The sequence below is a fragment of the Caulobacter sp. genome, assembly GCF_039596335.1.
In the GTDB taxonomy this organism is placed as follows: Bacteria; Pseudomonadota; Alphaproteobacteria; order Caulobacterales; family Caulobacteraceae; genus Caulobacter.
This window is the reverse complement of record NZ_JBCNJZ010000002.1, coordinates 457514-470646: the sequence shown is the minus strand read 5'-3', so window position 1 is coordinate 470646 and position 13133 is coordinate 457514. Positions and strand designations below refer to the sequence as shown.

General features: G+C 67.8%; 11 protein-coding genes and 1 other annotated feature. Of the genes, 7 read left to right on the top strand and 4 right to left on the bottom strand.

What is annotated here, in order from left to right; translation table 11 throughout:
- Nucleotides 1-2 precede the first annotated feature (2 nt).
- On the bottom strand, nt 3-1202 hold the full coding sequence (locus tag ABDW31_RS06275) for an MFS transporter (protein ID WP_184715580.1): 1200 nt from the start codon (nt 1200-1202) through the stop codon (nt 3-5).
- A 225-nt stretch (nt 1203-1427) separates the two neighbouring features.
- Between ABDW31_RS06275 and ABDW31_RS06270 the strand changes: the two genes are divergently transcribed.
- Nucleotides 1428-2228: an SDR family oxidoreductase gene (locus tag ABDW31_RS06270; RefSeq protein WP_184715578.1), complete on the top strand. Its 801-nt coding sequence runs from the start codon at nt 1428-1430 to the stop codon at nt 2226-2228.
- A gap of 207 nt (nt 2229-2435) precedes the next feature.
- Complete coding sequence (gene rlmN / locus ABDW31_RS06265) at nt 2436-3650, top strand: 23S rRNA (adenine(2503)-C(2))-methyltransferase RlmN (RefSeq protein ID WP_184715576.1); 1215 nt, start codon at nt 2436-2438, stop codon at nt 3648-3650.
- A 103-nt stretch (nt 3651-3753) separates the two neighbouring features.
- On the opposite strand, the gene glmS is transcribed toward rlmN, so the two are convergent.
- The gene (gene glmS, locus ABDW31_RS06260) at nt 3754-5574 is read right to left on the bottom strand and encodes a glutamine--fructose-6-phosphate transaminase (isomerizing) (RefSeq protein ID WP_184715574.1); all 1821 of its coding nucleotides are present in this window, start codon (nt 5572-5574) and stop codon (nt 3754-3756) included.
- A 144-nt stretch (nt 5575-5718) separates the two neighbouring features.
- Here glmS and glmM point away from each other — a divergent pair, with 144 nt between their 5' ends.
- Complete coding sequence (gene glmM, locus ABDW31_RS06255) at nt 5719-7065, top strand: phosphoglucosamine mutase (protein WP_184715572.1); 1347 nt, start codon at nt 5719-5721, stop codon at nt 7063-7065.
- Nucleotides 7066-7194: 129 nt separating this feature from the next.
- Here glmM and ABDW31_RS06250 read toward each other — a convergent pair whose 3' ends face one another.
- Nucleotides 7195-8673, bottom strand: a complete 1479-nt coding sequence (locus ABDW31_RS06250; RefSeq protein WP_184715570.1) for a SulP family inorganic anion transporter — start codon at nt 8671-8673, stop codon at nt 7195-7197.
- A 40-nt stretch (nt 8674-8713) separates the two neighbouring features.
- Nucleotides 8714-8776, bottom strand: a sequence feature (sul1 is cis-regulatory element that is thought to sense ions involved in sulfur or methionine metabolism; They are found in Alphaproteobacteria).
- A gap of 147 nt (nt 8777-8923) precedes the next feature.
- On the opposite strand from ABDW31_RS06250, the gene rhaT reads away from it, so the two are divergent.
- Nucleotides 8924-9988, top strand: coding sequence for an L-rhamnose/proton symporter RhaT (gene rhaT / locus ABDW31_RS06245; RefSeq protein ID WP_184715568.1), 1065 nt, complete (start codon nt 8924-8926; stop codon nt 9986-9988).
- Between the two features lie 110 nt (nt 9989-10098).
- Here rhaT and ABDW31_RS06240 read toward each other — a convergent pair whose 3' ends face one another.
- Nucleotides 10099-10845: a DUF6065 family protein gene (locus ABDW31_RS06240; RefSeq protein ID WP_172266434.1), complete on the bottom strand. Its 747-nt coding sequence runs from the start codon at nt 10843-10845 to the stop codon at nt 10099-10101.
- A gap of 82 nt (nt 10846-10927) precedes the next feature.
- Between ABDW31_RS06240 and ABDW31_RS06235 the strand changes: the two genes are divergently transcribed.
- The 3 genes from ABDW31_RS06235 to ABDW31_RS06225 all read left to right on the top strand — a co-directional run bounded on the left by ABDW31_RS06235 (nt 10928) and on the right by ABDW31_RS06225 (nt 13133).
- Nucleotides 10928-11434, top strand: coding sequence for a prolyl-tRNA synthetase associated domain-containing protein (locus tag ABDW31_RS06235; RefSeq protein ID WP_184715566.1), 507 nt, complete (start codon nt 10928-10930; stop codon nt 11432-11434).
- An 86-nt stretch (nt 11435-11520) separates the two neighbouring features.
- Complete coding sequence (locus tag ABDW31_RS06230; protein WP_184715564.1) at nt 11521-12432, top strand: co-chaperone YbbN; 912 nt, start codon at nt 11521-11523, stop codon at nt 12430-12432.
- A gap of 29 nt (nt 12433-12461) precedes the next feature.
- Nucleotides 12462-13133 (top strand): LON peptidase substrate-binding domain-containing protein, encoded by a 672-nt coding sequence (locus ABDW31_RS06225; protein ID WP_184715562.1) that lies wholly within the window; start codon nt 12462-12464, stop codon nt 13131-13133.

Genomic DNA, 13133 nt, shown 5'->3' with positions numbered 1-13133 from the left:
GCCTACTCGGCCGGGGCCAGGGCCAGGCGCTGCTGACGCGCGTCGACCGCCGCCACGATCCAGAACAGGAAGCCGCCCAGCGCCAGGGCCACGCCGACCCAGCCGGTCGAGGCCCAGCCCCAGCCGGCCGCCAGGGCCAGGCCGCCTAGCCACGGCCCCAGGGCGTTGGCGGTGTTGAAGGCCGAGTGGTTCAGCGCCGCCGCCAGGGTCTGGGCGTCGCCCGCCACGTCCATCAGCCGGGTCTGCAGAACAGCACCCAGGCCGCCGCCGCAGCCAATCAGGAAGACCACCGGGATCAGGGTCCACAGGCTATGGATGGCCAGCGGATAGAGCGCCAGCGAGGCGGCGCTCCACAGCAGCACCGCGCCGATGGCCGGCATCAGGGCGCGGTCGGCGGCCCAAGCGCAGACCAAGGTGCCCAGGGTCATGCCGGCGCCGAACACCATCAGCACGATGGGCAGGGCGGCCGGCGAGGCGTGAGTGACCGCCAGCATGGTGTCGGCCAGATAGGTGTAGACGCAGAACATGCCGCCGAAGCCGATCGCGCCGATGGCCAGGGTCAGCCACACCCGCCCCTTGGCCAGGGCGCCCAGCTCTCGCAGCGGGCTGGCGTCGGCGTCCGCCCCCTCGCGCGGGGCGTAGAGGGCCACGGCGGTGGCGGTCAGGGCCGCCAGCCCGGCGACGATGACGAAGCCCCAGCGCCAGCCGATCCATTGGCCGACGACATTGGCCAGCGGCACGCCGACGATAGTGGCCACGGTCAGGCCGATCATCACCATGGCCACGGCCCGCGCCCGCTTGTCCGGCGGGGCGACGCTGGCGGCGACCAGGGCCGCAACGCCGAAATAGGCCCCGTGCGGCAGGCCGCTGAAGAACCGGAAGGCGATCATCCAGCCGAAGTCAGGTGCCAGGGCGCTGAGCAGATTGCCGACCGCGAACACCGCCATCAGCGCCATCAGGATCACCCGGCGCGGCCAGCGGGCGGCGGCCACGGCGATCACCGGCGCCCCGACGACCACGCCCAGGGCGTAGGCGCTGATCGCATGACCGGCCGTCGGCGCGTCTACGCCCAGGTCCTTGGCGAAGTGGGGCAGCAGGCTCATCGAGGCGAACTCGGTCGTGCCGATCGCGAAGCCGCCCAGGGCCAGGGCGCCCAGGACGAGGCCGGGGTGGACGGTCCGGGTCGCGGTCTCGACGGTCATGTCGCGGTCTCTCCAAACACACACGCGGCGCAGCGGGTCGGAGCGCGGCGAAGGTCGCGTCCGGATATCGTGCTGCACTGCAGAAGTTTTTTGTCAGATAAAATACCGACAACGCTGTCGCAAGGCGGGCGCCACATTTCGTCGTTCGCCGGGGCGACTTCTTGAATCGAAGCCGCGGGCGTGCTCGTCTCCGGCCAAGTTTGTCCTTTTCCGGATCACCTCGACATGGCTCGCCGCCTTGCCCTGATCACCGGCGCCTCCGCCGGCATCGGCGCCGCCTCCGCCCGCATCTATGCCAGCCATGGCTATGACGTGGCCCTGACCGCCCGCCGGGCCGACCGGCTGGAAGGCCTGGCCGCCGAGATCAAGCTGCGCTCGGGCGTCGAAGCCTATGCCATTCCCGCCGACCTGGCCGAGCCGGGCGGGACCGACGCCGTGCTGGCCGCGATCACCGAACAGGGCCGCGAGGTCGACGCCCTGGTCAACAACGCCGGCTATGGCCTGCCGGGCGTCTATTCGGCCACCAGCTGGGCCGACCAGGCGACCTTCCTGCAGGTGATGCTGACCGGCGTCTGCGAGATGACCCACAAGGTGCTGCCGGGCATGGTCGAGCGGAAGTTCGGCCGCATCGTCAATGTCGCCTCGCTGGCCGGCCTGGTCCCCGGCGCGGCCGGCCACACCCTCTACGCGGCGACCAAGGGCTTCCTGGTGAAGTTCTCCCAGAGCCTGCACCTGGAGAACCTGTCGACCGGCGTCCACGTGTCGGCCCTGTGCCCGGGCTTCACCTATTCGGAGTTCCACGACGTCAACGGCACCCGCGCCCAGGTCAGCCAGGGTGTGCCCGAATGGATGTGGCTGGGGGCCGACGAGGTCGCCGCCGCCGGCTACGAGGCCGCCGAGGCCAACCGCGCGATCTGCGTGCCCGGCGCCCCTAACAAGGCCATCGCCGCCTTCGCCAAGATCATCCCCGATGAGTGGGCCCTGGCCCTGATCGCCAACCAGGGCGGCAAGTTCCGCAAGGTTTAGCCATTCAAGCTGTCATCCCGGACAAGCGCGAAGCGCGCCGATCCGGGACCGCAGGAAGCGCCGCGTCGGTTGCGGTCCCGGGTCTCCGCTTCGCTGCGCCCGGGATGACAGGGTTGGGCCAGGGATTCGGTCGCAGCCCGGCCCTTTTGGAAAACCGCCCCGGACCTGCTATATGTCCGCCTCGACCCCGAAGAGCCGGACACCCCCTTGAGCGCCACCCTCGACCTGACGCGCGTCTCCGCCGAGACGACGCCCGCCCCCGCCGTCGCCAAACCCATGGTCAACCTCTCGGGCCTGACGCGCCCGCAGCTGGTCGCGGCCCTGGTCGAGAGCGGTGTGGTCGAGCACGGCAAGGCCAAGATGCGCGCCACCCAGATCTTCCGCTGGATGCACCATCGCGGCGTCACCGACTTCGCCAATATGAGCGACGTCGCCAAGGAGACCCGCGCGCGCCTGGCCGACACCTTCACCATCGCCCGTCCGGAGATCGTCGAGCGTCAGGTGAGCAAGGACGGCACCCGCAAGTGGCTGATCCGCATGGCCCCGGGCATCGAGGTCGAGAGCGTCTACATCCCCGGCGTCGGCCGCGCCGGCGCCCTGTGCGTGTCCAGCCAGGTCGGCTGCACGCTGAACTGCAGCTTCTGCCACACCGGCACCCAGCCGCTGGTCCGCAACCTGACGGCCGCCGAGATCGTCGCCCAGGTGCAGGTGGCCAAGGACGACCTGGCCGAATGGCCGTCGGACAAGGACGACCGCGTGCTCTCGAACATCGTGTTCATGGGCATGGGCGAGCCGCTGTACAATCTGGGCCAGGTGGCCGACGCCATCGAGATCATCAGCGACAACGAGGGCATCGGCATCTCGCGTCGCCGCATCACCGTCTCGACCTCGGGCGTTGTGCCGATGCTGGAGAAGCTGGGTGATGCGACCCAGGCCATGCTGGCGATCAGCCTGCACGCCACCAACGACCCGCTGCGCGACGTCCTGGTGCCGCTGAACAAGAAGTACCCGATCGCCGAGCTGATGGCCGGCATCCGCGCCTATCCGGGCATCAGCAACGCCCGCCGGGTGACCTTCGAATATGTGATGCTGAAGGGGATCAACGACAGCCCCGACGAGGCCCGCGCCCTGGTCAAGCTGATCAAGGGCATCCCCGCCAAGGTCAATCTGATCCCGTTCAACCCGTGGCCGGGCAGCGACTACCAGTGCTCGGACTGGGCGACGATCGAGGCCTTCGCCGCCATCCTCAACAAGGCCGGCTACTCCTCGCCGATCCGCACCCCGCGCGGCCGCGACATCCTCGCCGCCTGCGGCCAGCTGAAGAGCGAGAGCGAAAAGGTCCGCGCCAGCGCCCTGCGCAAGCTGTCGCTGGCCGCGATGGCCGGCGTGCTGTCGGAAGACGACGAGGACGAGGCGGCCTAAGCCTCATTCGCTCATCCCCGCGAAAGCGGGGACCCAAGCTGCGTCTCCGCCTTCCTAAACCCCGCATGGATCCCCGCTTTCGCGGGGATGAGCGATGTGGTGGCTATTCCACCGTCACCGATTTCGCCAGGTTGCGCGGCTGATCGACGTCCGCGCCCTTCACCACGGCGACGTGGTAGGCCAGAAGCTGGATCGGGGCCGACATCACCAGGGTCGAGACCAACGGGTCGCTAGCAGGCGCGGTGACTACCACCTTGGCGCCGGCCGGGGCGTGCTTGGCGCCCTCGGTGTCGGTGATGAAGATGACCTGGCCGCCACGGGCCATGACCTCGCTCATGTTCGAGGCCGACTTTTCGAAATAGCTGTCGTGTGGCGCCAGGATGACGATCGGCGTCTGGTCGTCGACCAGCGCGATCGGGCCGTGCTTCAGCTCGCCGGCGGCATAGCCCTCGGCGTGGATGTAGCTGATTTCCTTGAGCTTCAGTGCGCCTTCCAGGGCCAGGGCCGACATCGGGCCGCGCCCCAGATAGAGCACGTCCCGGGCCTTGGCGACGTCGGCGGCGATCTCCTTGATGGCGTCTTCGAGGCCGATGGCCTCGGCGATCAGGCGCGGCGCTTCCAGGAGCACCTTCACGAGGCGCTGCTCCTCGGCGGCGTCGATGGTCCCGCGGGCTTTCGCCGCCGCGACGGCCAGGGCGATCATCACGCTCACTTGCGCCGTAAAGGCCTTGGTCGAGGCCACGCCGATCTCGGGACCGCAGTGGATCGGCCAGACGACGTCGACCTCGCGGGCCATGGTCGATTCGGTGGCGTTGACGACCACCGCGCTCTTCATGCCCTTGGCCTTGCAGTAGCGCAGGGCCGCCAGGGTGTCGGCGGTCTCGCCCGACTGCGACATGGCGATGACCAGCGAGCCCGGGCGCAGGGCCGGCTGGCGATAGCGGAACTCCGACGCGATCTCGACATCGACCGGCAGGTCGGCCAGCTGCTCGATCAGGTACTTGCCGACCATGCCGGCGATGAACGAGGTGCCGCACGCCACGATCTGGATGCGGTCCAGCTTGGCGAAATCGATGTCGCCGGGCACCGACGCCTTCGAGGTCAGGGTGTCGACATAGGCCGCGATCGTGCGCTGGCAGCCCTCCGGCTGATCATGGATTTCCTTCTCCATGAAGTGCCGATAGTTGCCCTTTTCCAGCATCACCGCCGAGGCCGCCACAACCCGGACGGGACGCGTCACGGCCGCGCCCGAGGCGTCGAAGATGCGGTAGCTGTCGTGGTCCAGGGCCACGTAGTCGCCCTCGTCCAGATAGACGACGCGGTTGGTGAACGGGCCCACGGCCAGGGCGTCCGAGCCCAGGAACATCTCGCCCTGGCCCTCGCCGACCACCAGCGGGCTGCCCCGGCGGGCGCCCAGGATCAGGTTCTGCTCGCCCTCGATCAGCACGGCCAGGGCATAGGCGCCGGTCAGGCGGTCCAGCGTCGCCTTGAACGCCTCCAGCGGGGCCAGACCGGTGGCCAGCTCGGCATCGATCAGGTGGGCGATGACCTCGGTGTCGGTGTCGCTGCTGAACGTGCGACCAGCGGCGGCCAGCTCGGCCTTCAGCTCGGCGAAGTTCTCGATGATGCCGTTATGCACCAGGGTGACGCGGCCGGCGGCGTGCGGGTGAGCGTTCTCGACGGTCGGTGCACCGTGGGTAGCCCAGCGGGTGTGACCGATACCGGTCGTCGCGGTCAGCGGCTGCTCGGCGACCACGGCTTCCAGCGCCTTGATCTTGCCCTTGGCCCGGCGGCGCTCGACCTTGCCTCCTACGACCCCGGCGATCCCGGCCGAGTCATAGCCGCGATACTCCAGCCGCTTGAGGCTCTCGATCAGACGCTCGGCGACGGGCTCTTTTCCGACGATGCCGATAATGCCGCACATGGGCCATGATCCCTTGTAGAACGCGCCAGCCGGCTTATCCCTGGCTGACGAGACTTTCGAAGCGGCCTTTAGCACTCGCTCAAGATCGCTTCCCATAAATCTGCATTTCGGATCGTTTCGCGGTCCTGAAGAGACGAGAATACGATGAGCAAGCGCGCCTATTTCGGCACCGACGGCATCCGCGGCCAGGCCAACAAGCATCCGATGACGGCCGAGGTCGCCCTGCGCGTCGGCCTGGCGGCCGGCAAGCTGTTCCGCTCGCAGGACGAGCGCCGCCACCTGGTGGTGATCGGCAAGGACACCCGCCTGTCGGGCTACATGATCGAGCCCGCCCTGGTGGCCGGCCTGACCAGCGTCGGCATGGACGTGCGCCTGTTCGGCCCGCTGCCCACCCCGGCCGTCGCGATGATGACCCGCTCGATGCGCGCCGACCTCGGGATCATGATCTCGGCCAGCCACAACAATTTCGCCGACAACGGCATCAAGCTGTTCGGCCCCGACGGCTACAAGCTGTCGGACGAGCAGGAGCTGAAGATCGAAGCCCTGATGGACGAGGGCCTGCAGGAAGGCCTCGCCGCCCCGCGCGACCTGGGCCGCGTCAAGCGCATCGACGACGCCCAGGCCCGCTATGTCGAGATCGTCAAGGCGACCTTCCCGCGTCACCTGAACCTGTCGGGCCTGCGCATCGTCATCGATTGCGCCAATGGCGCGGCCTACAAGGTCGCCCCGACCGCCCTCTATGAGCTGGGCGCCGAGGTCATCGCCCTGGGCGACAATCCCGACGGCACCAACATCAACGAGGAGTGCGGCTCGACCCATCCCGAGGCCATGGCCAAGATGGTCCGCGAGTACCGCGCCGACATTGGCATAGCGTTGGACGGCGACGCCGACCGCCTGGTGATCTGCGACGAGAAGGGCGTGGTCGTCGACGGCGACCAGATCATGGCCATCATCGCCGGGGCCTTCGCCAAGAGCGGCGGCCTGAAGGGCGGCGGCGTCGTGGCCACGGTGATGTCGAACCTGGGACTCGAGCGTCAGTTGAACGGCCTGGGTCTGTCGCTGGAGCGCACCGCCGTGGGCGACAGATATGTCATGCAGCGCATGCGCGAAGGCGGCTTCAATGTCGGCGGCGAGCAGTCGGGCCACCTGATCCTGTCGGACTTCTCGACCACGGGCGATGGTTTGATCGCCGCGCTGCAGGTGCTGGCGGTGATGATCCAGACCGACAAGCCGATGAGCGCCCTGGGCCGCCAGTTCGAACCCGTGCCGCAGCTCCTGGAAAACGTCCGCTTCGCCGGCGGCAAGCCGCTGGAGGCTAAGACCGTCAAGGAAGCCATCGCCGACGGCGAGAGCCAGCTAAACGGCGCCGGCCGCATCGTCGTCCGCGCCTCGGGCACCGAACCCCTGATCCGCATCATGGCCGAGGGCGACGACCCCGCCCTGGTCAAGAAGGTGGTGAAGTCGATCGTGAGCGCGGTGAAGGCGGTTTAGCAAATACGCCGCTCATCCCCGCGAAAGCGGGGACCCAAGCGGCGTCAGCAAGTCCGCTCACGACCCCACCAAGACCCGAAAATCAGCTTGGGTCCCCGCTTTCGCGGGGATGAGCGTTTCGGGGGCTCCTCAGTGCCCCGCCCCAACCGGCAAGTGATCCTTGTCGTGGCGGCCGACCCGCTCGACCAGGGTGCGCTCGGCGGCGTCCATGCCGGTGACCACCACCTCCGCGCCCTGGCGGCGATAGCGGAACACCACCTTGTCCAGGGCCGCCACGCCGGTCAGGTCCCACAGCCGCGCGTCGGTCATGTCGATCTCGACGCGGCTCGGGTGGCCGTGATGCTCGAAGGCGGCGGCGAAGACGTCGGCCGAGGCGAAGAACAGCTGGCCGCCGACCCTGTACCGCAACGTCCCCTCCGGCGCGTCCAGCTCGGTCACCGCGATGGTCTTGCCGACCTTGCGCATGAAGAAGATCGCCGACAGCACCACGCCCAGCACGACGCCCTTGGAGAGGTCGTGGGTGGCGACCACGGTCAGGGTGGTGGCGGCCGTGACGATCGACGACTGCGGTGGGTTGGAGCGCAGCTTCAGGATCGAGTTCCAGTCGAACGTGCCGATACAGACCATGATCATCACCGCCACCAGGGCGGCCATCGGAATCTTCGCCACCCAGTCGCGCAGCACCAGGATCAGGAACAGCAGAAAAAGGCCGGCCCACAGGGTCGACAGCCGTCCGCGCGCGCCTGAGCCGACATTGATCATCGATTGGCCGATCATGGCGCAGCCGGCCATGCCGCCAAACAGCGGCGACAGGATATTGGCGATCCCCTGACCGCGCGTTTCGCGGTCCTTGTCCGAGGCGGTGTCGGTGACGTCGTCGATCAGGTTGGCGGTCAGCAGGCTCTCCAGCAGGCCGACGAAGGCCAGGGTCGCCGAGACCGGGGTGATGATCCGCAGGGTCTCCCAGGTCAGGGGCACGTCGGGCAGGTGGAAGACCGGGAAGGCGGTCGGCAGCTGGCCCATGTCGCCGACGGTGCGCACCGGCAGGCCGGTCAGCATGGCGAAACCGCTCAGCACCACGATGGCGACCAGCGGCGCGGGCACGGCCTTGGTCAGGCGCGGGAAGGTGTAGAGGATCACCAGACCCGCGGCGGTCATCGCCCAGGTCTGCCAGTTGTGGCCGATCAGCTCGGGCATCTGGGCCAGGAAGATCAGGATGGCCAGCGAATTGACGAAGCCGGTCATCACGCTCTTGCTGACGAAGCGGATGTAACGGCCCAGGCGCAGCAGGCCGATGACGATCTGGAACAGGCCGCACAGGATCGAGGCGGCGAACAGATATTCCAGGCCATGGTCGCGGACGAGGCCGCCCATAAGCAGGGCCATGGCCCCGGTGGCGGCCGAGATCATCGCCGGCCGGCCGCCGACGAAGGCGATAGTCACAGCGATGACGAAGCTGGCGTAGAGGCCGACGGCCGGATCGACCCCGGCGATGATCGAGAAGGCGATGGCCTCGGGGATCAGGGCCAGGGCGACGACGGTCCCCGCCAGCAGATCGCGGCGGGGCGAGGCGAGCCATTGCTGGCGCGCAGAAGCGATGACGGACATTCGGGTTTCATCTGGGATGAGCCGCCGCAGCGGCGGCTCGGGTTTCCCGGCGGATCGGCGGCCGGGATAGCCACCCGACGCTCGAGACGAGGCCGGGTCCGTAGTGAACGGCGCTTCCTTGCACGACTTTGTCGCTAGGGACTAGCCACGCCGTGAAAAACCTCCATCATATAGGCAATCATCTCATATTTTGAGACTACAAGACGGAGGAACTGATGCCGGGAACCGGTACGATGGGCGAGGCCCGCGCATGATCGCCAATCCGCTTCTGGGCGTGCTGTTCCACTGGCTGGGCGGTCTGGCCTCGGCCAGCTTCTACGTTCCCTATCGCAGCGTCAAACGCTGGTCGTGGGAGATCTATTGGCTGACCGGCGGGGTGTTCTCCTGGCTGATCGCGCCGTGGCTGTTCGCCTCGATCCGCACCAACGACCTGCTGGGCGTGATGAGCCAGGTGCCGTCGAACGTCGTCGGCCTGTGCGTGCTGTTCGGTGTCCTGTGGGGCTTTGGCGGCCTGACCTACGGCCTGACCATGCGCTATCTGGGCCTGTCCCTGGGCATGGCCGTCGTGCTGGGCCTGTGCACGGTGTTCGGCACCCTGATCCCGCCGATCGTGCGCGGCACGTTCGCGCATGACCTCTTGGGCACGCCGTCGGGCCGCATCATCCTGCTGGGTCTGCTGATGACCCTGGCCGGCATCATCGTGGTCGCCCTGGCCGGGGCCAAGAAGGACGATGACCTGACCCCGGAGCAGAAGACCGAAGCCGTCGCCGAGTTCGACTTCAAGAAGGGCGTCGCCGTGGCGATCTTCTCGGGCATCATGTCGGCCTGCTTCGCCTTTGGTCTCGCCGCTGGCGAACCGATCAAGGCCCTGTCGGCCGCGGCCGGCACCGGCCCGCTGTGGACCGGCCTGCCGGCGCTGTGCCTGGTGATGTTCGGTGGCCTGATCACCAACGGCGCCTGGTGCGGCTATCTGATCCTGAAGAACAAGAGCGCCGGCGAGTGGGCTGGCAAGACGGCCGAAGACGGCTCCAAGGCCCCGCTGCTGGCCAACTGGCTGCTGTGCGCTCTGGCCGGCACCGCCTGGTACTTCCAGTTCTTCTTCTACACCATGGGCGAGAGCCAGATGGGCCGCTTCGGCTTCTCCAGCTGGACCCTGCACATGGCCTCGATCATCATCTTCGGCACCCTGTGGGGCTTCGCCTTCAAGGAGTGGAAGGACGCCCGCCCCGCCGTGCGCAACATGGTCTGGACAGGCGTGGCCCTGCTGGTCGGCGCCACCGTGGTGATCGGCTACGGCAACATGATCGGCGGCTGACCTGAAGACCTGTCATCCCGGCCGCAGCGCAGCGGAGAGCCGGGACCGCGGAAAGCTCCGAGCTTCCTGCGGTCCCGGCTCGGCTTCGCCGCCCGGGATGACAGCTTTAGTTAAACCCCCACCTTCGGCGACTTCATCCGCCGCTTGTTGACGTGGTGGCTGGGCGCCTCGGCCTGGATCTCTTCCGGGTATTCGCCCTTGAAGTAGAAGCGCTGCCAGGCCTCCTTGGTGGCTTCAGGATCTCGCTTGAAGATCAGGTTGTTGAACTCGGTGCGCTTCTCGGCCCAGACGTCGTACTGGCGACGCAGCTCGGGATTGGCGTTCATCGACTTGATGACCGGCTGGAAGGCCTCCATCGGCTTGTCCTGCATCAGCATGATGAAGCAGAAGGTCTCGCCCTTCTCGAACCGCACCGTGCCCGGCCGCGTGAACATCCAGTTCATCGTGAAGGGGAACGGCAGCCAGTCGGTCTCGATCACCCCGGCCAGCGGCTGGATACCGTCCTTGATGTGATTGGGCGGGCCCATGGCCATCAGCGACCAGCCCGGCGGGGTGCGGAACAAATAGCCGGTGTGGAAGGTCACGACCCCGCGCGTGAAGTGCGACTTCACGAAGTCGGTGAAGCCCGGATACGGATGGTCGGGCTGGAACTTGATGCACTCCTGGTGCGCCCCGCCATCCCAGGTCATCGAGAAGCCCACCGGGCAGATGATGTCCCAGCCGGTGGTGTTGGCCATGGTCAGCGGCAGGCAGCGATAGGGATGGCGCTCGGCGAACCGGTCCATCCAGGCGCGCTGCGGCCGGCCGGGCACGATTTCCGGCGGACGGTTCTCGGTGGGGTAGCACTCCAGTTCCATGCCGGTCCTTTGCTCGGGTCGTTCCTGCCCTATCTGCTGTCAGGTCTAGCCCTGCCAGTATTGAGCCGTCTAGAGAGACCGCATGAAGACCCGCTCCGACCTGTTCGCCTTCTTCGACGCCCACGACGTCGCGCACTCGACCCTCGACCACCCGCCGGTGTTCCGCGTCGAGGAGGGTCTGGAGATCAAGAAGGCCCTGCCCGGCGGTCACACCAAGAACCTGTTCCTCAAGGACGCCAAGGGCCAGCTGTGGCTGATCTCGGCCTTGGGCGAGACAACCATCGACCTGAAGAAGCTGCACCACGTGATCGGCTCGGGCCGGCTGTCGTTCGGTCCGCAGGAGATGATGGTCGAGACCCTGGGCGTGACGCCCGGCTCGGTCACCGCCTTCGGCCTGATCAACGACACCGAAAAGCGCCTGCGCTTCGTGCTGGACAAGGCGCTGGCGGAGTCCGACCCGGTCAACTTCCATCCCCTCGGCAACGACGCCACCACGGCGGTGTCCCAGGCCGACTTCCGCAAGTTCCTGGCCGCCCTCGACATCGCGCCGATGATCGTCGACTTCGAGGCCATGGAAGTGGTCGCGTAACACGCGAACCAATCATTGCGCCGCGACGCGCCAGGGACCATCTTGGCGGCTGACGCGTTCCCTATCTTGAGTACACGAGAGACCCGATGCTGATCGGCGAAAAGCCTGCGCCCCCTCCTCATGGACATGGCGCTAAAAGCGAACACATCACCGACGGCACCGACGCCAGCTTCATGGCCGACGTGATCGAGGCCTCGAAGGTCCAGCCGGTCATCGTCGACTTCTGGGCCACCTGGTGCGGCCCGTGCCGCCAGCTGACGCCAGCCCTGGAAAAGGTCGTCGGCGCCGCCAACGGCGCGGTCAAGCTGGTCAAGATCGACGTCGACGCCAATCCGGGCTTCGCGGGCCAGCTGCGCGTTCAGTCCATCCCCACGGTCTACGCCTTCGTCGACGGCCGCCCCGTGGACGCGTTCCAGGGCGCCCTGCCCGAGAGCCAGGTCAAGGCGTTCATCGAGAAACTGACCGGTCCGGCCGGCCCCAGCGCCATCGACGAGTTGATCGCCATGGGCAAGGAATCGCTGGAGATCGGCGACATCGGCGGCGCGGCCCAGGCCTTCGCCCAAGCCCTGCAGACCGATCCCGAGAACCTCCAGGCCCTGGGCGGCATGGCCCGCGCCTATGTGTTGGGCGGCGACCTGGAAGGCGCGGCGGAAGTCGTGGCCATGGCCCCGCCGAACGCCAAGGATCCGGATCTGGACGCCGCTCGCGCTGCGCTTACGCTCGCTGACGCCGCCCCGTCCGAAACCGCCGCCTTCGAACAGCGCCTGGCCGCCGATCCCGACGACCACGAGGCCCGCTTCGAGCTGGCCAAGGCCCTGGCCGGCGCCGGTCACCTGGACGACGCCGCCGACCACCTTCTGGCCATCATCGCGCGCGACCGTGCCTGGAACGACGACGCGGCGCGCAAGCAGCTGCTGACCGTCTTCGAGGCGGCCGGACCCACGTCCGAGGTCGCCAAGCAGGGCCGCCGCAAGCTGTCCTCGATCCTGTTCAGCTAGACCTGGATAAACAGACAAGGGAGCATTGGATGCAGGGGACCTATCGCAAGCTCGGCGACCTGCCACTGGTGATCCCGGTGTTCCCGCTGGACGGCGTATTGCTGCTGCCCGGCGGGCAGCTGCCCCTGAACATCTTCGAGCCGCGCTATCTGAACATGCTGGACGACGCCATGTCGGGCGAGCGGATCATCGGCATGGTCCAGACCCGTCCGCACCAGGCGCCGGACCTGCAGACCCCGGCCCTGGCGCCGGTCGGCTGCGCCGGCCGCGTGACCAGCTTCGCCGAGACCAGCGACGGCCGCTACCTGATCACCCTGACCGGCGTCTGCCGCTTCCGCACGGGCGAGGAGTTGCCGGTGCGCACGCCCTATCGCCAGGTGCGAGCCGACTTCGCCCCGTTCGAGCCGGACCTGCGCGAGGAGCAGAGCGGCGCGCGTACAGCCGCCGACATCGACAGGCTGCTGAGCGCCCTGCGCCGCTATCTCGACCACCGCGGCCTGGCCATCGACTGGGGCGACGCCGAGAGCGCTCCGTCCGACGCCCTGATCAACAGCTTGGCCATGGCCCTGCCGTTCGATCCGTTGGAGAAACAGGCCCTGCTGGAGGCCGAGACCATCTTCGAGCGCAAGGCGACCCTTACGGCGTTGCTGGAGATCGACGCGGCCGCCGGGGACGATGACGAACCGACTTCGATCCAGTAG

Coding starts and splice junctions, on each gene's coding strand:
- ABDW31_RS06225 (WP_184715562.1), top strand. CDS start 12,462: ATGCAGGGGACCTATCGCAAGCTCGGCGACCTGCCACTGGTGATCCCG.
- glmM (WP_184715572.1), top strand. CDS start 5,719: ATGAGCAAGCGCGCCTATTTCGGCACCGACGGCATCCGCGGCCAGGCC.
- glmS (WP_184715574.1), bottom strand. CDS start 5,574: ATGTGCGGCATTATCGGCATCGTCGGAAAAGAGCCCGTCGCCGAGCGT.
- ABDW31_RS06270 (WP_184715578.1), top strand. CDS start 1,428: ATGGCTCGCCGCCTTGCCCTGATCACCGGCGCCTCCGCCGGCATCGGC.
- rhaT (WP_184715568.1), top strand. CDS start 8,924: ATGATCGCCAATCCGCTTCTGGGCGTGCTGTTCCACTGGCTGGGCGGT.
- ABDW31_RS06275 (WP_184715580.1), bottom strand. CDS start 1,202: ATGACCGTCGAGACCGCGACCCGGACCGTCCACCCCGGCCTCGTCCTG.
- ABDW31_RS06240 (WP_172266434.1), bottom strand. CDS start 10,845: ATGGAACTGGAGTGCTACCCCACCGAGAACCGTCCGCCGGAAATCGTG.
- ABDW31_RS06235 (WP_184715566.1), top strand. CDS start 10,928: ATGAAGACCCGCTCCGACCTGTTCGCCTTCTTCGACGCCCACGACGTC.
- ABDW31_RS06250 (WP_184715570.1), bottom strand. CDS start 8,673: ATGTCCGTCATCGCTTCTGCGCGCCAGCAATGGCTCGCCTCGCCCCGC.
- ABDW31_RS06230 (WP_184715564.1), top strand. CDS start 11,521: ATGCTGATCGGCGAAAAGCCTGCGCCCCCTCCTCATGGACATGGCGCT.